Origin of the sequence: Pseudomonas sp. TH07 (genome assembly GCF_016651285.1) — a bacterium.
Taxonomy (GTDB): domain Bacteria; phylum Pseudomonadota; class Gammaproteobacteria; order Pseudomonadales; family Pseudomonadaceae; genus Aquipseudomonas.
In genome coordinates, this window is record NZ_JAEKED010000001.1 from 410,355 (window position 1) to 427,568 (window position 17,214).

Below are 17,214 nucleotides of genomic sequence, written 5' to 3' on the forward strand. Positions count from 1 at the left end.
CGCCACTTTTTTTCAAGGAGCAGGTTATGGATCCGCGCAGTGAAGTACTGCTTCGCCAGGCTGAATTGTTTCAAGGTTCGCTGCTGCTGGCGGGCCTGCCCGCCGACGACTTGCTGGGTCGGCTGCCCGATGCCCATGGCTGGTGCTGGCACGCCGGTGACCAGGCGGCGCTCGACGCTCGTTTTGCCGAACGCAGCCATTTCGGGGTGGATGCGCCGCAGCGAGGGTTCGAAAGCGCCGTGCTCTTCCTGCCCAAATCCAAGGACCTGACCGACTACCTGCTCAATGCCCTGGCCTCGCGCCTGGCTGGGCGCGAGCTGTACCTGGTGGGTGAAAAACGCAGCGGTATCGAAGGCGCGGCCAAGCAACTCAACCCCTTCGGCAAACCACGCAAGCTCGACAGCGCGCGGCATTGCCAGCTGTGGCAAGTCACCGTCGCCAATGCCCCCGAAGCGGTAACCCTGGAAAGCCTGGCCCAGGAATACGAATTGCCCCTGGCCGAAGGCCCGCTCAAGGTCATCAGCCTGCCCGGCGTATTCAGCCACGGCCGGCTGGATCGCGGCAGCGCACTGTTGCTGGAACATCTGGACAAACTGCCCAGCGGCCACCTGCTGGACTTCGGCTGTGGCGCCGGCGTCCTGGGGGCGGCGGTCAAGCGCCGCTACCCGCATAACAGCGTGACGCTGCTCGACGTCGATGCCTTCGCTGCCGCAAGCAGTCGTTTGACCCTGGCTGCCAATGGCCTGGAAGCCGAGGTCCTGACCGGCGACGGAATCGACGCCGCGCCCATGGGTTTGAACGCCATCCTGAGCAACCCGCCGTTCCATGTCGGGGTTCACACTGACTATCACGCCACCGAAAACTTGCTGAAAAAAGCAGCCAAACATCTGAAAAACGGCGGCGAACTTCGGCTGGTTGCCAATAGCTTCCTGCGTTACCAACCGCTGATCGAAGAGCATCTGGGGCCATGTTCGATCAAGGCCGAAGGCCAGGGTTTTCGCATTTACCGGGCCAAGCGCGGGTAAGCGGCTTTTGCAAAAGAAGGCTTGCCGAATGGATTTTGCCTAGGCAGAATCCGCTCCGTCCTAGGGGAGTAGTCTCCCACGAGCGCCATGCTCGTCCGGCATGCGTCAACATACTTGGTCAACAGACCATGGCGCATGCGACCCAAGAGTCCGCACAGACGGACCGCAGGGTTTGACAAGACCTATGACACGAACACCTTACCCGGGGCGGGGAGGCTGTACGTGTCATAGCCGTGTCGACCCGCCCCTTAGGAAAAACCTGATGCTGGATTCTCTACTCGTTCCTACCGCAATCGTTGCCTTGGCCGAAATCGGCGACAAGACGCAGCTGCTCGCTCTGATTCTCGCCGCGCGCTTTCGCAAACCCTGGCCGATCATCGCCGGTATCGTCGCCGCAACCCTGGCCAACCATGCGGCCGCCGGTGCGGTGGGTGCCTGGTTCGGCAGCTTCTTCTCCGACGTCACCCTGCACTGGATCCTTGCCGCCAGCTTTGCCGCCACGGCCTTGTGGACCCTGGTTCCCGACAAAATGGACGAAGACGAAGCCAGCACCGCACGCAAGTTCGGGCCGTTCCTGACCACCCTGATTGCGTTCTTCCTCGCGGAAATCGGTGACAAGACCCAGATCGCCACAGTCATGCTCGCGGCGCAGTACCCTGAACTGTGGTTGGTCATCATCGGCACCACCCTGGGCATGCTGATCGCCAACGTACCTGTGGTACTGGCCGGCAACTTCGCGGCAGACAAACTGCCCCTGACCCTGATCCGTCGCCTGGCGGCATCGGCGTTCTTCGTCCTGGCCCTGGTTGCGGTGTACAAGGCCATGCAAAGCAGCGGGTGGGTGTAAGCAAAACGGAGGGAGGCGCCTGGGGCGCCTTCATCGTCGGCGAGCCGGCCGCTGCACAATCATGCAGAGGCCGGTGTTGCCGGGGATGGCGTCACAGGACGTGACGCCAGGCTATCAGGACTTCTTGGCTTGCTGATACAACGGCATGACCTTGGGGATTGCCGCCTGCAACGAGCTGATCCGGCTAGTGGACGCCGGGTGAGTGCTGAGGAATTCCGGCGGCGCGCCTTCCGACGCCTTGCTCATCTTGTTCCACAGGCTGATCGCCGCGTTCGGGTTGTAGCCGGCACGGGCCGCCAACTCCAGGCCGATCAGGTCCGCTTCGTTTTCGTTGTCGCGGCTGTTGGGCAAGGTCATCAGCAGGTTCACGCCGTTATCACTCAGGTCCACAGCGCCTTTGGGGGCACCGGCGAGCAAGGCGATTTGCTTCAACGCCCCCACACCGTAGGCCTTGGACATGGCTTCACGGCCATGCTCGCGCAGGGCGTGGGCGATTTCATGGCCCATCACCGCGGCGATTTCATCGTCGGTCAGTTGCAGCTTGTCGATCAGGCCGGTGTAGAAAATGATCTTGCCGCCAGGACCACAGTTGGCGTTGAGCTCATCGCTCTTGATCAAGTTGACTTCCCACTTCCACGCCGCGCAATCCGGGCGGAAGGTAGGGGCCTGGGCGACCAGGCGGTCGGCAATTCTCTGCACGCGCTTGGCGGTGGCGCTGGTCTTGTCCAGCATGCCCTTGTTGCTCGCATCACCCAGCGTCTGCTGGTAGTCCTGGGCATAGGACTGGTTGACCTCATCGCTCGACAGCATGCTGAACATGTACTGCTTGCGATCGACACCCACGGCGCCGCCACTGGTGGTGTTCACGGCCTGACAACCACCGAGCAGCAGGCTGGTACCCAGTGCACATGCAAGCAATGACTTCTTCGACTTCATCATGAAAACGCTCCCTGAAAACATGGCGCGTATCGTAGGGGGTGACGGGTATCGACGCTAGATGCAAATGGCATCTAAATGCGCTGTTCAAGATACATCCCGACGACCGTAGGAAATAATTCATCAAGCCGCCGCCCCAGGCCCTGCACTGACCTGCCGTATTCATTTGCGACTCGCGCCGATCGGAAACGGTCATTTGCGCAATCAACGCTAATGGCCATTGCAGAGCCTGCCGATACAGCACGGCAGACGCCATTCCTGCGACCGGAGCCCCTATGAAATTCAAGTCGATCCAGTTTTCCGTGGCCGCCCTGGCCGGCGCCATCGTCCTCAGCGTGGTTGCGGCCCTGGTGCTCTACGCACTGTTCGCCGGCGCCCGGACCCAGGACATGGTGCAAGCCCGCACCCAGGCCCAGTTCGAGCAGGTTATCGAGCAGCGCCTGAGCACACTGGCCCAGAACCAGGCCAGCCAGATCCAGCGTGAACTGGAAGCGCCATTGCTGATTGCCAGCGGCCTGGTGCGGGTCAACGCCCTGATGGGAAACCCGGGCAGCCAAGGCACCCCCCAGTTGAGCCTGAGTCGAGAACAGCTGATCGGCCTGATCAAGGAAAACGTCGCACAGAACCCGAAAATTCTCGGCGCCTACGTCGGTTGGGAAAAAAACGCCATCGACCAGAACGACGCCGCCTACGTCGGCTCCCAGGTGGTGGGGATCGACGCCGCCAACGGCCGCTTCCTGCCCTGGTGGTTCCGCAATGAAGACGGCAGCCTGGGCCTGGACAAACTGGCAGACGTCGACGACCAGAAGCTGCTCTCCACCGGCGTGCGCGCCAGCGAGTACTACCTGTGCTCCAAGGAAAGCAAAAAGCCCTGCGTGATCGATCCGGCGCCCTATAAGGTCGGGGACAAGGTCGTGATGCTCGCCTCCTTCATTCAACCGATCATGCTCAATGGCACGTTCCAGGGCATCGTCGGCGCCGACCTCTCGGTGAACTTCATCCAGGACATGCTCCTGGCAGCGAACCACACACTCTATGACGGCGCCGGGGAAATGGCCCTGATCGGCGGCAACGGGCGGCTGGTGGCCTATACCCGGGACTCGGGCAAATTCGGCGAGCCGGTCAGCAGCATCCTGCAAGGCGACAAGCTGGCCAGGCTGAATCACCTCAAGCGCGGTGAAGTGGCCTACAGCGTCGACCAGGCCGGCAACGAAATCGAAGTCTACCTGCCCTTTGGCATTGGCCAGACCGATGCCCAATGGACCCTGATGCTGCACCTGCCCCTGGACGCGGTAATGGCCGACCTGCAAAAACTGCAGAACGATCTGGCTGCGCAACGCCAGGCCGACACGTTCGGCATGGCGATGGTTGGCCTGCTGGTGGCCGGCGTCGGCCTGCTGGTGATCTGGCTGGTCGGTCGCGGAATCGCTCGCCCGCTGAAGCAGATGGTGGCCATGCTCGACGATATCGCCCAGGGCGAAGGCGACCTGACTCGCCGCCTGAGCAGCGATCGGGTCGACGAACTGGGTTCGATCGCCAAGGGCTTCAACACCTTCCTGGCCAAGTTGCAGGCGATGATCACCCAGGTGGTGAGCTCGGTGCAGAGTGTCAGTGACTCCTCGGAGCACACCGCCGATATCGCCATCCGCACCAATCAGGGCGTGCATAAACAGATGGTCGAAATCGACCAGGTGGCCACCGCGGTGCACGAAATGACCGCCACCGCCCAGGACGTGGCGCGCAATGCGACCCAGGCCGCACAAGCCGCGACCCACGCCGACCAGGCCGCCAGCCAGGGCATGCAGATCGTGCGCGAGACCTCGACTTCGATCGGCGCCCTGGCCGTGGAAATCGGCAAGGCGGTCGGCGTGGTACAGACCCTGGCCAAGGACAGCGAAAACATCAATGCGATCCTGATCGCCATTCGCGGCATCGCCGAGCAGACCAACCTGCTGGCCCTCAACGCCGCCATCGAAGCGGCGCGCGCCGGCGAACAAGGGCGGGGGTTTGCGGTGGTGGCTGACGAAGTGCGCAACCTGGCCCAGAAGACCCAGCAGGCCACGGAAGAAATCCAGTCGATGATCCAGCAGTTGCAGCAAGGCACGCGCGACGTGGTGCGGGTCATGGAAGACAGCCAGACCAAGACCGACCAGAGCGTGCAACACGCGGCCAAGGCCGCCGAAGCGCTGGAGACCATCACTCAAGCGGTGTCGGTGATTAACGACATGAACACCCAGATCGCCAGCGCCGCCGAGGAACAGAGCGCCGTGGCCGAGGACATCAACCGCAACGTGATCAATATCGGCCAGGTGGCCAATGAAGTGGCCGGCGGTGCCGACGAATCAAGCGCAGCCAGTGCGGGCCTGACCAAACTGGCCGAACAGCAGCGGCGCCTGATCAACCAGTTCAAGGTTTGACAAGACCCTGCGCCAGCCTCCGCTACTGCGGCTTGCTCGCGCAGGAAAGGCCGGCGCTCCGGGGCGCCAGCCGGTTCAACCCGGCGTCAGGCACTCGGGGGCATTGAGTTTCGGGTCATTCACCAGATTGGCCAGTACCCGTTCGCGCAACGCCGCCGGAGGACTGGCGAGCAAGGCATGCAGGACCGGCACCGGTGTTTGCGGATCCAGCCAGGCAGCCTGGCCCTCGGCATCGAGAATCAGCGGTCGGCGCTGGTTCGACGCGGCCTGGGTCACCACCGCGGTACTCAGCCAGACCTGCTCCTGCACCGGGTAGGCTTCCCAGATCGCGGCAAAAAACAGCGCTGAGCCCTCCCCCGGGGTCAGCCAATACGGGCGCTTGCGCGTACCACCCCGCCATTCATAGAACCCATTGGCCGGCAGCAGGCAGCGCCGCTGACGAAATGCCTCGCGAAACATCGGTTGCTCGGCCAGGGTTTCAGCCCGGGCGTGGGCCGGGGTGCGTGACAGGTCGGTCAACCAGGGCGGGGTCAGGCCCCAGCGAGCCCGCGCCAGGGTGCGCTGCTCAGCTTCGGCGCGCATGATCAGCACCGAGTCGTTGGGCGAAATATTCCACTGCGCCTGCTGATCCGCCGGAAACCCGGGCAAGGCCGCAAACGCGGGGTTCCAGCGAAACAGGGCATAACGTCCACACATGGGGGCAATACAACTCTCGACAAATAGGCGGCCAGCCTAACAGACCAGCACGCCGGCAAAGTTTTCCGGCTCTTCAAAGGGCATCGGCAGGGCCGCATTGTACGCAGCGATCAGCTCCCGTGCGTATTGCGCCTGATCGTTTGGCACCGTCAGCCCAAGCAATCCGAACACCGGTAACTCGCCGGCGCCACCCAGCAGGTCGCGCCCCGCCAGATGCGCCTCGACCCCTTCGCTGGCCAGCATGCTCTGCAGCAACTCGCCCTCCATCAGGTTTTCCGGTTCGTAGATGCGCTGCATACGGCCACCCCATCATTCGTTTTCACTGTGAACATCGAGCATCCATTCCTGACCGTCGGTTTGTAGCCTGAATACAATGGGCCGGCAGCACACCGGGCAGTCTTCGATATAGGTTTGATCGCCGCCGGACAAATCCAGCACGGCCTCGGCTTCTTCGCCGCAATAGGGACAGGAGTAGTGCTCGGTTTCCAGCATCGCGGTCTCCAGAGTGACTTGTGCGTATAATCGCCGGTCTATTCGCAGGGCTATTTTTGTTTGAGCTTACTTTTCAGACCGTGCCCGGCCGTTTTTCGATCCAAACCTTTTCTTACCCTAGCCGTTTCCAACAAGAGAGCATGATGGGCGAATTCGATGCCATCCGACCTTACGACGACAGCGAAGTCCCAGCGGTGCTGGCTCGACTGCTCGGCGACAAGGCGTTTCTAGATATCCTCACCCACTTCCGCTTCCCGCGCTTTGCCGGCGCCTTCGGCTGGCTGCTCAAACCTCTTATAGCTCATCGACTGCGGCGCGAGTTCGCCAGCGTGACTTCGGTAGCCACCCTGCAGGACAAGGTCGAGTACTACGTCGACCACACCATCGAGCGCGCGACCGACGGCGTAACCTATACCGGCGTCGAACAATTCAAGTCCGGCAGCGCCTATCTGTTTATCGCCAACCACCGCGACATCGTGATGGACCCGGCCTTCGTCAACTACGCCGTGTATCACGCCGGCCTGCCGACCCCGCGCATCGCAATTGGCGACAACCTGCTGCAAAAGCCGTTTGTCAGCGACCTGATGCGCCTGAACAAGAGCTTTATCGTGCACCGCTCGATTACCGGGCGTCGGGAAAAAATGGCCGCCTACCAATTGCTGTCGGCCTACATCAACCACTCGATCCGCAATGATTGCGCTTCGATCTGGATCGCCCAGGCCGAAGGCCGCGCCAAGGACGGTGATGATCGCACCGAGTCGGCGATCCTCAAGATGTTCCACATGAGCCGCAAGGATGAGCCGTTCGGCGAAGTCATCCAGTCGCTGAACCTGACCCCGGTCTCGATCAGCTACGAATACGACCCCTGCGACCAGGCCAAGGCCCGTGAACTGTTTATCCGCGCCACCACGGGCACCTACACCAAGGTGCCGGGCGAGGACGATGTGAGCATCGCCAAGGGCATCACCGGCTACAAGGGCCGGGTCCACGTCAACTTCGCCGCGCCTATCAGCGAACTGTTCGAAGACACCAAGCAATTGGCGGTGGAGATGGATCGGCAGATTCTCGGCGGATATCGCCTGTTCCCGGTGCATTACCTGGCGTATGCCCAGTGGAGTGATGCCGACCCGCAGTTGCAGGTGCCCGCGGCCAAGGACGTGTTCCCTGCCCAGGAGCTGGCCAAGGCCGAGGAAGAATGGCAACGGCGCCTGGAAGCCTGCCCCGTGGACCATCGGCCGTACCTGGTGCTGCAATACGCGACCCCGGTACGCAACCAGTACCGGGTCAAGGCCGGGCTGGCGCTGTAACCCAAGCTCGCAAAACCACAACGGCGCCCCAAGGCGCCGTTGTTGTGTCTGTCACCCTCAGTGTTCGCGGGTCAAAACCGTGTGCTGATCCAGGACACCAGCAGTGCCAGGGCCAGGCAGGCAAAACCGAAACGGTAGAAGAAGCGGTTCATGCGCAAGGTGGCCACATCCAGCAACAGCAAGGGCTGATCGATGCTGCGGCTGGCGCTTTGTGCTTCCAGGCTGGCCAATGCGCGCTGTTCACGACGGCGCGTGGCGTGCAGGACCCAGCTGCCCGGGCAGGCAAACAGCAGCGCGAGCAGGTTGAGCAGTTTGGCGGGGTGAGCGTTGAACAACGACCAGATCACATGCAGCGACATCGGGAACCTCGAGTGAATCCGGCCTCAGCGCCGGGCGATGGTCTAGCGGCGCGAATTCTACCCAAAGCGCCGGTAATCGCCTGCTATTTCCGACAAAAAACGAAATTTGCGCCGATTAATTTACCCGGTCATCTGTTCGTCATCTAAACAGGCCAGTCTGTTGCACCTCGATACACCACGGAGAACATCATGCTGCACGCAGAAAACCAGGATCGTCTTTATCTGATCGCCCAGAGTGATGAGCAGCAGACGCTGGTCGGCAGCCTGGCGTTCAACGTGCAGGACCGGCACTGGCTGGTGTATTGCGCCCTGGGTGGGCATCAGCACGCCGACCTTCCGGAAACCGACTTGCTGACCGGGGTCAGCGTGCTGGATTTCTACGTCGAGGCGGCGTGATCTCGGGCCTGGATAAACCTCAGGCATAAAAAAGCCCGGCTTCATCACTGAAGACCGGGCTTTTTTGTGCCGCGCGGGCCTGAGCCAGCGATTGGGCGCAGGTTACTCGCCGAGGATCTGACCCACGGTCGGGTCCTTGAACAGGCGGGTCAGGGCATCGCTCAACACGTCGCTGACCAGCTTGGTGTTGGTTTCCTGGTTCGGCGCCATGCCGAAACGCTGGTCCAGGGAAGCGCCGTAGCGGCCGCTGTAGCGACGGTTGGCATTTTGCACATCAGAGCGGAAGGTCGCGCCGATGGTGGCTTCCGTGACATACAGGCCTTCCTTGGGCGACTGATACTTCAGTTCGGCCAGGGTAACGGTCAACTGCGGCGCGTTGTAGGCATTGCTGGTCGGGGTGAACCCCAGGAGACGCACGGCCGCTTCGGCCTGGGCCTGCAGCTTGGGCAAGATCTGCGCGCCCTGCACAGTGATCGCGCTGGTTTCCGGATACAGACCACCACGGGTGCCCAGGGTTGGCGAAGGCCGACCGTCGACCACCCGCACCACCACCGGCTGGCCATGCCCTACGGGCGCCAGTTGAGTCGTGAGTTTCGGTTCCGGGCTGAGTTGTTGCGGGCTGTGGGCGCAGCCAGCCAGGGTCAAGCTGGTCACAGTGATCAAACCGAACAACAAACGTTGCAACATGCTCATCTCTCCAGAAATCAGGCACAAACAGGGGCGCAGTATAGCGGTGCTCGGCAACGGCTAACCAGCTTCAGAACAGGTTTAGTCAAGGCTCAGACAGGTCCGGTACATGTCGGTTCACGTAATATTTCCGACATAAGCGTCACATCGAGCTGTAACGCTTGACCGGCATCCTAACTCGCAATTACCCAACAGGTATTTCGCCATGCACTTTCTCTGGTCCTTGTTCGCACCGCGCCAGAAACACCGCAGCTTTGCCCTGCTCGATCAACAGGGTCGCTGCCAGGCCTTCAAGCATTGCAGCCTGCCGCCGACCGGCGATGGCTGGGTGGAAATCGACGAAATCCGCCTCAACTGGCTGCATCAGCCCCTGCCTGCCAGCGCCCGTGTCAGCCCGCGCATTGCCCGGCCACGGGGGCAACAGGTACTGGCCACCTGACCAAAAGGCTAATAAAAGTCATTTAACAGGATCATTTCTGCGCGTTTCTTCGTTACAATCTCCCCCCGATTATAAGGACGTCTCCTGATCGGGCCTCGCAGCACCGCTGATGCGCTTGTATTGGCACCCCGCACCGCCCACAGAGAGCCGCCCACACAGATCGAGTGAAGCTGGCGCTTGCTGTTCCTCCTGCAAACCCCACTTTTCGCGAATCTGCCAGAGCTATCCTTGCTCGGACACTGAGTTGTATGCCCGTTGTGCCTGTCATGCATCCATGCTGGCACCAGCGTTCGGGCCCGGTGCCAGGCTGAGGTAGCCCTTTTTTGAGGTTCACGTCTTCAAAAGAGCGTGAAAAAAACGGGTTTTCACAACTTCACAAGAGTGTGGCGAGCAAATGAATAGTTTTGCGTCAGTACAAGCACCATTAGCGTCTACAACACCCCGACTACACAGGACCGAGCCTTCCTCATATAGCTGCGCTTGAAGCCTGTCCGCTACGGATTTGGTTGCACGAACGGACGTCTTGACCATAAGTCGAATTGCCTGGGATACCCGAAGATGCGTTCATACGCAGCTTGAGGCCCGAATGGCAGCGTCCGCAGAAGTTGCAAAAAATTGCGAAGATTCGGACATGGCGATCCTGGCCATGGGTACCTGGGGCAGAACTGAACGCCCCGTCACTCCTGGCAGCTATGCCGTCAATTTGGTGCTGCAGATTTTGGAGACGCGTTAATGGCGCATAACGAAGCAGTAGACGTCGTATTGGTTGGGGCCGGCATCATGAGTGCCACCCTCGCAGTACTGCTCAAAGAACTCGACCCCGCGATCAAGCTGGAAGTCGTCGAGTTGATGGATTCGGGGGCCGCGGAGAGTTCCAACCCGTGGAACAACGCCGGTACCGGCCACGCCGGCCTCTGTGAGCTGAACTACACGCCTCAGGCCGCCGATGGCTCTGTCGACATCAAGAAAGCGGTGCACATCAACACCCAGTTCGAGGTGTCGAAGCAGTTCTGGTCCTACCTGACCAAGAAAGGCACCTTCGGCTCGTCCAAGTCCTTTATCAGCCCGGTGCCGCACCTGAGCTTCGTGCAGGGCGACAAAGGCGTTTCCTTCCTCAAGAAGCGTTTTGAAGTGCTGAGCCAGCACCACGCCTTCGCGGACATGGAATACACCGAAGACAAGGCCAAGATGGCCGAGTGGATGCCGCTGATGATGCCCGGCCGCCCGGCGGACGAAACCATTGCCGCGACCCGCGTGCTGAACGGTACCGACGTCAACTTCGGCGCCCTCACCAATCAGTTGCTCAAGCACCTGACCAGCGCACCCGATGCCCAGGTCAAGTACTGCAAGCGTGTCACCGGTCTCAAGCGCAACGGCGCCGGCTGGACCGTCAGCATCAAGGACGTGAACAACGGCAACAGCCGTGAAGTCGATGCCAAATTCGTCTTCCTCGGCGCAGGTGGCGCGGCACTGCCGTTGCTGCAGGCTTCGGGCATCGAGGAAAGCAAAGGCTTCGGCGGCTTCCCGGTCAGCGGCCAGTGGCTGCGTTGCGACAACCCGGAAGTGGTCAAGCAGCACCAGGCCAAGGTCTACAGCCAGGCTGCCGTGGGTTCGCCACCGATGTCCGTGCCGCACCTGGACACCCGTGTGGTCGATGGCAAGAAGTCCCTGCTGTTCGGGCCTTATGCCGGTTTCACCACCAAGTTCCTCAAGCACGGTTCGTTCCTCGACCTGCCGCTATCGGTTCGCGCCGGCAATATCGGCCCGATGCTGGCCGTGGCCCGCGACAACATGGACCTGACCAAGTACCTGGTCAGCGAAGTCATGCAGTCCATGGAGCAGCGCCTGGAATCCCTGCGCCGCTTCTACCCTGAAGCCAAGGCCGAAGACTGGCGCCTGGAAGTGGCCGGTCAACGGGTGCAGATCATCAAGAAAGATCCGAAGAAAGGCGGCGTCCTGCAGTTCGGTACCGAACTGGTCGCGGCCAAGGACGGTTCTCTGGCCGCTCTGCTGGGGGCTTCCCCGGGCGCTTCGGTGACGGTGTCGATCATGCTCGACCTGATCGAGCGCTGCTTCCCGAGCAAGGCCAGCGGCGAGTGGGCCGAAAAGCTCAAGGAAATCTTCCCGGCGCGGGAAAAGACCCTGGAAACCGACGCTGCGCTGTATCGCAAGATCAACAGCGAAAACAACGTCAGCCTCGAGTTAGTCGAGCAAAGCAACCAGGCCGAAAGCTACGCTTGATGCCTGCTGCATAAAAAACGCCCCGTTCTCGTTGAGAGCGGGGCGTTTTTTTTGGCCTTGGATCAGGGTCGGTAGAAGCCAATGCCTCTACCCTCTCCTTCAGCCGCGAGCTTTTTCGATCAGCTCAATGTAATCGGCGCCATTGCGCTGGTCGGCGATCAGGCTCACGAAGTCCTGGCCGTGCTCGTCCTTGCCGTCCAGGTCGTAACCGGCTTCGAGGAAGAACGTCAGGAAACGTTCGAAATCATCGATGCGCAGGCCGCGGTAGGCCTTGATCAGCTTGTGCAGGGAGGGTGAAGTGGCGTCGACCGGCTCGAAATCGAGGAACAGTTTGATCTGCTCATCGCCGATCTCGTCACCAATCAATTGCTTCTTATCTTTACGCATTGCCGACTCCAGCTCGCAGACATTTCACGGGGCGGGCAGTTTACCCCCAGGCGGCGTCGGGTCTCAACGCGGGCGTGTGGCTCCGGTGTGCAAGTCCGCCCAGATATGGCCGTTGGCATAGCTCAGGAATTGGCAATACACCGTGTCGTTGCGCAACAGATCCATCACCACCCGGTATTGGGCCAGGGGGTAATACAGGGTCAGGGTCTTGCTCTGGGGGTCGTAGATCGGCTTTTTCAGGCTTTTGCTTTCGCCGTCGAAATTCACCAGCACCTGGCTGATGGTCGCGCCCTTGTTCAGCGGCTTGCCCTTGAGGCGCACCAGCAAGGGCGAAGTCACGGGGATCGGCTGCTGATTGGATTGGCGCTGACTGCCGACCACCACCGAATATTCGGTGACCTGCAACAGCTGCTGTTGCTCAGGGACGGAATCGCGCAGGGTCAGGTCATCGGGTGGCAGAAACTGCGCATGCATCGGCGCCGGGGCTGCCGCCAGAGGCAGGCTCAGGGTCAAAAGAAGGGCCGCGCTACTGCGAATCAACAGGCTCATGACAGGCTCCAGGCAAGGGCCGACCACTCTAGCACGCCTTTTCACCCCCACGCTGGAGTCGCTGCCGCAGGCTGCGCTGGCCGCAACTGACGCCGTGAGTCATCAGGAAAACAAGGGGCGCCTGACAGGCCCAGCGCAGCCTCGCCAAGCTCGGCAGCGGCCACAGATGTGGGCGGGAATCAATCGAACTGGGCGCGCATCCAGGCATGGTATTGGGCCACTGCGGGCTCGCCTTCGCGGGGTGCCCAACTGGCCATCTCGCCCTCGCCCACCGGACGGTAGGGACCGGATTTGCATTCGAACATCAGGCTGTCAGCCTCCAGCACCACCAGGCCATGGAACACCCCGGCGGGCAGGTCGACACCGACACACTCACCACCGGCCTGCAGCACGCGCTTGGCCAGGACCTGGCCCGCCTCGTCGAACACCAGCAGCCCCAGACGCCCCTTTAGCACCAGCAGGGTTTCTGCCTTGTCGGCGCTCAGATGACGATGGGGCGCAATGTAGGTCGCCGGTTGCAGGCCGACCGCCATGCGGTGACACGGCTCTTGCATCTGATGGAAGTTATGGTGCTGCCGCCCCCGGGGGCTGGCCGCGGCCTTCTCGGCCAATTCGGCGAACAGCGATTGGTCGAGAAAGCTCGGCTGGTTCATGGCTTACATGCCTTTGACGGCGAAGATGCCTGCGGCGTTGCGCCAGTAGCCTTTGTAATCCATGCCGTAACCGAAGATGTAACGGTCGATGCATGGCAAGCCGACGTAATCGGCCTTGAGGTCCGGGCGTGCCTTGCGGTCGTGGTCCTTGTCGATCAGCACGGCGGTGTGCACAGCGCGGGCGCCGGCATGCTTGCAGAAGTCGATGATGGCGCCCAGGGTGTGACCTTCGTCGAGGATGTCGTCGATGATCAGCACGTCACGGTCGATAAAGGACACTTCCGGCTTGGATTTCCAGAACAGCTCGCCACCGCTGGTTTCATTGCGATAGCGGGTGGCGTGCAGGTAGGAAGCTTCCAGCGGGAACTTCAGGTGAGTCAGCAGCTTGCCGGAGAAAATCAGGCCGCCGTTCATCACGCAGAACACCACAGGATTGCGCTCAGCCAACTCTTCATTGATGCGTGCACCGACCCGGGCGATGGCCGCCTCGACTTCAGCTTCGGTGTACAGGCAGTCGGCCTCTCGCATGATTTGACGGATATGCTCGAGATCAGCGGACATGGCGCTCTCCAAGGGGGTGGCGGTTTCGGAAAAGCGGGCAAAGGTACGCATCCCGCCGGGCCAGATCAAGCCTTTCTGGACTAACGTACTGTATGTCTATAGGACAACACCCTCGGATAGATTAATCTAGGCCGGTTTTTTTGCCCGCCGCCGGAGCCTTTCCCTATGCCCATCCGTGAGATCCGCCATCCGCTGATCCGACACAAACTTGGCCTTATGCGCCGCGCAGACATTAGCACCAAAAACTTTCGCGAGCTTGCTCAGGAAGTCGGTGCCCTGCTGACGTACGAAGCCACCAAAGACCTGCCCCTGGAAACCTACGATATCGAAGGCTGGTGCGGCACTGTCCAGGTCGAAAAAATTGCCGGCAAGAAGATCACCGTGGTGCCGATCCTGCGCGCCGGCATCGGTATGCTCGAAGGCGTGCTGAGCCTGATCCCGGGAGCCAAGGTCAGCGCCGTCGGCGTGGCCCGCAATGAAGAAACCCTGCAGGCCCACACCTACCTGGAAAAGCTGGTTCCGGAGATCAACGAACGCCTGGCCATGATCATCGACCCGATGCTCGCCACCGGCAGCTCGATGGTCGCCACCATCGAACTGCTGAAAAAGGCCGGCTGCCGGGATATCCGCGCCATGGTCCTGGTCGCCGCTCCCGAAGGCATTGCCGCCGTGGAAAAAGCACACCCGGACGTGACCATCTACACCGCCTCGATCGACGAGAAACTCAATGAACACGGCTACATCATCCCTGGCCTGGGTGATGCCGGCGACAAGATCTTCGGTACCAAGCAGAAGGATTCCTGATCATGCAGGATGAGTTCAACGATCCGCTCTGGCGCCAGGTGCTGTCGGGCGCGCAGATGCTCTTCGTGGCCTTTGGCGCGTTGGTGTTGATGCCGCTGATTACCGGTCTCGACCCCAACGTGGCGCTGTTCACGGCGGGTCTCGGGACTCTGTTGTTTCAGGTCGTGACCCGGCGCCAGGTGCCGGTGTTCCTAGCGTCGAGCTTTGCCTTCATCACCCCGATCATTCTCGCCAAGCAGCAGTTCGGCCTGGCCGCGACCATGGGCGGCGTGATGGCCGCGGGCTTCGTCTACACCTTTCTGGGGCTGGCGGTGAAGGTCAAGGGCACCGGTTTCATTGACCGCCTGCTGCCGCCGGTGGTGATCGGGCCGGTGATCATTTCCATCGGCCTGGCCATGGCACCGATCGCCGCCAACATGGCGATGGGCAAGGGTGGCGATGGCGCCGAGCTGATCCACTACCAGACCGCGATGCTGATCTCGATGCCGGCGCTGCTGACCACCCTGATCGTCGCCGTATTCGGCAAAGGGATTTTCCGCCTGGTGCCGATCATCTCCGGGGTGCTGGTGGGTTTTGCCATGTCGTTCTACTTCGGCGTGGTCGACACCGCGAAAATCGCCGCCGCGCCCTGGCTGGCCCTGCCCCACTTCACCGCGCCAGAGTTCAACTGGCAGGCGATCCTGTTTATCGTCCCTGTAGCGCTGGCCCCGGCCATCGAGCACATCGGCGGGGTGATTGCCGTCGGCAGCGTGACCGGTCGCGACTACCTGAAAAAACCCGGCCTGCACCGCACCCTGTTCGGTGACGGCATTGCCACCACCGCCGCCGGCCTGTTTGGCGGCCCGCCCAACACCACCTACGCCGAAGTCACTGGCGCGGTGATGCTGACCAAGAACTACAACCCGAAGATCATGACCTGGGCGGCGATTTTCGCCATCAGCCTGGCGTTTATCGGCAAGTTCGGCGCGTTGCTGCAAAGCATTCCGGTCCCAGTGATGGGCGGGATCCTGTGCCTGCTGTTCGGTTCGATTGCCGCGGTCGGCATGAACACCCTGATCCGCCACAAGATCGACCTGGGGGAAGCGCGCAATCTGGTGATTGTCTCGGTGACCCTGGTGTTCGGGATTGGCGGCGTACTGGTGGGAACCGGCACCGAGCCGGATGACTTCGGACTCAAGGGGATTGCGCTGTGCGCCGTAGTGGCGATTGCGCTGAACCTGATCCTGCCGGGCAATGACAGCTGGAAGCACAAGAAAGGCGATGAACCGCTGATCTGATGGCTGCGGCCATTGACGCGTACTTATAGCGGCTGCTGGCTGTGCTGGGCCTTTTATCCCGGAGTGGATTTGAGGGCCAGCGCAGCTCGGCAGCGGCTACAGGTCGACTTAGAGCGCCAGAGGGGCGCGCTCGCAGAGCGTGTTCAGGGCCTTGGCCCATTGCGGGTTGTCATTGAGGCACGGCACCAGCACCAATTCCTCGCCCCCCGCTTCGCGGAACTGTTCCAGGCCGCGATCGCCGATTTCTTCCAGGGTCTCGATGCAGTCGGCAACGAATGCCGGGCACATCACCAGGATTTTCTTTGCCCCCTGCTTGGCCAACTCATCGAGGCGCGCCTCGGTGTAGGGTTCTATCCATTTGGCGCGCCCCAGGCGCGACTGGAACGACACCGACCAGGTGCCCGGCACCAGGCCCAGGCGCTCGGCGAACAGCTCGGCGGTCCGCAGGCATTGCGCGCGATAACAGGTGGCCAGGACTTGCGGCGAGGCATTCTTGCAGCAGTCGGCATTCTTGAAACAATGCTGGCCGGTGGGGTCGAGCTTGGTCAGGTGACGTTCGGGCAAACCGTGGAAGCTGAGCAGCAGGTGATCGTGTTCCTGCTCCAGGTACGGCTTGGCACTGGTCACCAGAGCGTCGAGGTATTCGGGCTGATCGTAGAACGGCTGCAGTATCGAGAGCTGCACATCCAGCTTCCTGTCGCGGATCACCCGCCGCGCCTCTTCGATCACCGTGGTCACGGTGCTGTCGGCGAACTGTGGATACAGCGGCGCCAGGGTGATCTTTTTCTGCCCCTGGGCCACCAGGCGCACCAAGGTCGACTCAATCGACGGCTCGCCGTAGCGCATGGCCAACTCAACCGGGCCCTGGGTCCATTGCGCCGTCATCGCCTGCTGCAGGCGGCGGCTGAGCACCACCAGCGGCGAGCCGTCTTCCCACCAGATCGAAGCGTAGGCATGGGCCGACTGCTCCGGGCGCTTGATCAGGATCAGCGACACCAGCAAGCGTCGCACCGGCCACGGCAGGTCGATCACGTACGGGTCCATCAGGAATTGATTGAGGTAGCTGCGCACATCCGCCACCGAGGTGGAAGCCGGCGAACCCAGGTTGACCAGGAGCAACGCGTGATCGGTCATGCAACGT

20 protein-coding genes and 1 riboswitch are annotated in these 17,214 nt (G+C 61.5%); of the genes, 9 read left to right on the top strand and 11 right to left on the bottom strand.

The genetic code is table 11. From position 1 onward, the window contains the following. The first annotated feature begins 26 nt into the window (after positions 1-26). Complete coding sequence (locus JFU57_RS01960) at positions 27-1,025, top strand: class I SAM-dependent methyltransferase (RefSeq protein WP_201127872.1); 999 nt, start codon at positions 27-29, stop codon at positions 1,023-1,025. A gap of 50 nt (positions 1,026-1,075) precedes the next feature. After that, a riboswitch (yybP-ykoY riboswitch) is annotated at positions 1,076-1,199 on the top strand. 88 nt (positions 1,200-1,287) lie between these two features. Further along, on the top strand, positions 1,288-1,872 hold the full coding sequence (locus tag JFU57_RS01965; RefSeq protein WP_201127873.1) for a TMEM165/GDT1 family protein: 585 nt from the start codon (positions 1,288-1,290) through the stop codon (positions 1,870-1,872). Between the two features lie 114 nt (positions 1,873-1,986). Here JFU57_RS01965 and JFU57_RS01970 read toward each other — a convergent pair whose 3' ends face one another. Then, positions 1,987-2,811, bottom strand: a complete 825-nt coding sequence (locus tag JFU57_RS01970; protein WP_078472419.1) for a M48 family metallopeptidase — start codon at positions 2,809-2,811, stop codon at positions 1,987-1,989. Between the two features lie 272 nt (positions 2,812-3,083). On the opposite strand from JFU57_RS01970, the gene JFU57_RS01975 reads away from it, so the two are divergent. Beyond that, positions 3,084-5,225 carry a methyl-accepting chemotaxis protein gene (locus JFU57_RS01975; RefSeq protein ID WP_201127874.1) on the top strand — a complete coding sequence of 714 codons (2,142 nt, stop codon included), beginning with the start codon at positions 3,084-3,086 and terminating at the stop codon, positions 5,223-5,225. Between the two features lie 75 nt (positions 5,226-5,300). Here the strand turns inward: JFU57_RS01975 and JFU57_RS01980 are convergent, their stop codons facing one another. From JFU57_RS01980 to JFU57_RS01990, 3 genes are read right to left on the bottom strand one after another with little or no spacing between them, the layout of a single operon-like run. After that, positions 5,301-5,921: an SOS response-associated peptidase gene (locus tag JFU57_RS01980; RefSeq protein WP_201127876.1), complete on the bottom strand. Its 621-nt coding sequence runs from the start codon at positions 5,919-5,921 to the stop codon at positions 5,301-5,303. A gap of 36 nt (positions 5,922-5,957) precedes the next feature. Then, complete coding sequence (locus JFU57_RS01985) at positions 5,958-6,218, bottom strand: putative signal transducing protein (protein WP_020297606.1); 261 nt, start codon at positions 6,216-6,218, stop codon at positions 5,958-5,960. A 12-nt stretch (positions 6,219-6,230) separates the two neighbouring features. After that, the gene (locus JFU57_RS01990; RefSeq protein WP_020297607.1) at positions 6,231-6,413 is read right to left on the bottom strand and encodes a CPXCG motif-containing cysteine-rich protein; all 183 of its coding nucleotides are present in this window, start codon (positions 6,411-6,413) and stop codon (positions 6,231-6,233) included. Positions 6,414-6,556: 143 nt separating this feature from the next. On the opposite strand from JFU57_RS01990, the gene JFU57_RS01995 reads away from it, so the two are divergent. Beyond that, positions 6,557-7,720, top strand: a complete 1,164-nt coding sequence (locus tag JFU57_RS01995) for a 1-acyl-sn-glycerol-3-phosphate acyltransferase (protein ID WP_201127877.1) — start codon at positions 6,557-6,559, stop codon at positions 7,718-7,720. A gap of 71 nt (positions 7,721-7,791) precedes the next feature. Here JFU57_RS01995 and JFU57_RS02000 read toward each other — a convergent pair whose 3' ends face one another. After that, positions 7,792-8,079 carry a hypothetical protein gene (locus JFU57_RS02000; protein WP_078472423.1) on the bottom strand — a complete coding sequence of 96 codons (288 nt, stop codon included), beginning with the start codon at positions 8,077-8,079 and terminating at the stop codon, positions 7,792-7,794. A 189-nt stretch (positions 8,080-8,268) separates the two neighbouring features. On the opposite strand from JFU57_RS02000, the gene JFU57_RS02005 reads away from it, so the two are divergent. Further along, complete coding sequence (locus tag JFU57_RS02005) at positions 8,269-8,475, top strand: hypothetical protein (protein WP_020297610.1); 207 nt, start codon at positions 8,269-8,271, stop codon at positions 8,473-8,475. Positions 8,476-8,577: 102 nt separating this feature from the next. On the opposite strand, the gene JFU57_RS02010 is transcribed toward JFU57_RS02005, so the two are convergent. Next, the gene (locus tag JFU57_RS02010) at positions 8,578-9,162 is read right to left on the bottom strand and encodes a YajG family lipoprotein (protein ID WP_020297611.1); all 585 of its coding nucleotides are present in this window, start codon (positions 9,160-9,162) and stop codon (positions 8,578-8,580) included. A gap of 205 nt (positions 9,163-9,367) precedes the next feature. Between JFU57_RS02010 and JFU57_RS02015 the strand changes: the two genes are divergently transcribed. Both JFU57_RS02015 and mqo read left to right on the top strand, forming a co-directional pair. Continuing rightward, on the top strand, positions 9,368-9,601 hold the full coding sequence (locus JFU57_RS02015) for a hypothetical protein (RefSeq protein WP_020297612.1): 234 nt from the start codon (positions 9,368-9,370) through the stop codon (positions 9,599-9,601). A gap of 732 nt (positions 9,602-10,333) precedes the next feature. Continuing rightward, positions 10,334-11,842, top strand: a complete 1,509-nt coding sequence (gene mqo, locus JFU57_RS02020; RefSeq protein WP_020297614.1) for a malate dehydrogenase (quinone) — start codon at positions 10,334-10,336, stop codon at positions 11,840-11,842. A 99-nt stretch (positions 11,843-11,941) separates the two neighbouring features. On the opposite strand, the gene JFU57_RS02025 is transcribed toward mqo, so the two are convergent. From JFU57_RS02025 to JFU57_RS02040, 4 genes are all read right to left on the bottom strand, one after another. Next, positions 11,942-12,229: a PA4642 family protein gene (locus JFU57_RS02025; protein ID WP_020297615.1), complete on the bottom strand. Its 288-nt coding sequence runs from the start codon at positions 12,227-12,229 to the stop codon at positions 11,942-11,944. A 63-nt stretch (positions 12,230-12,292) separates the two neighbouring features. Next, a complete protein-coding gene (locus tag JFU57_RS02030) occupies positions 12,293-12,778 on the bottom strand; it encodes a hypothetical protein (protein ID WP_078472425.1) in 486 nt (161 codons plus the stop codon). Between the two features lie 179 nt (positions 12,779-12,957). Beyond that, on the bottom strand, positions 12,958-13,431 hold the full coding sequence (locus JFU57_RS02035) for a WbuC family cupin fold metalloprotein (RefSeq protein WP_201127878.1): 474 nt from the start codon (positions 13,429-13,431) through the stop codon (positions 12,958-12,960). A 3-nt stretch (positions 13,432-13,434) separates the two neighbouring features. After that, positions 13,435-13,992 (bottom strand): hypoxanthine-guanine phosphoribosyltransferase, encoded by a 558-nt coding sequence (locus tag JFU57_RS02040; RefSeq protein ID WP_020297618.1) that lies wholly within the window; start codon positions 13,990-13,992, stop codon positions 13,435-13,437. A 165-nt stretch (positions 13,993-14,157) separates the two neighbouring features. On the opposite strand from JFU57_RS02040, the gene upp reads away from it, so the two are divergent. Beyond that, on the top strand, positions 14,158-14,796 hold the full coding sequence (upp, locus tag JFU57_RS02045; protein WP_020297619.1) for a uracil phosphoribosyltransferase: 639 nt from the start codon (positions 14,158-14,160) through the stop codon (positions 14,794-14,796). Positions 14,797-14,798: 2 nt separating this feature from the next. Then, positions 14,799-16,073 (top strand): uracil-xanthine permease family protein, encoded by a 1,275-nt coding sequence (locus tag JFU57_RS02050; protein WP_201127880.1) that lies wholly within the window; start codon positions 14,799-14,801, stop codon positions 16,071-16,073. Positions 16,074-16,181: 108 nt separating this feature from the next. Here JFU57_RS02050 and hemH read toward each other — a convergent pair whose 3' ends face one another. After that, a complete protein-coding gene (gene hemH / locus JFU57_RS02055) occupies positions 16,182-17,207 on the bottom strand; it encodes a ferrochelatase (protein ID WP_201127881.1) in 1,026 nt (341 codons plus the stop codon). Positions 17,208-17,214 lie beyond the last annotated feature (7 nt).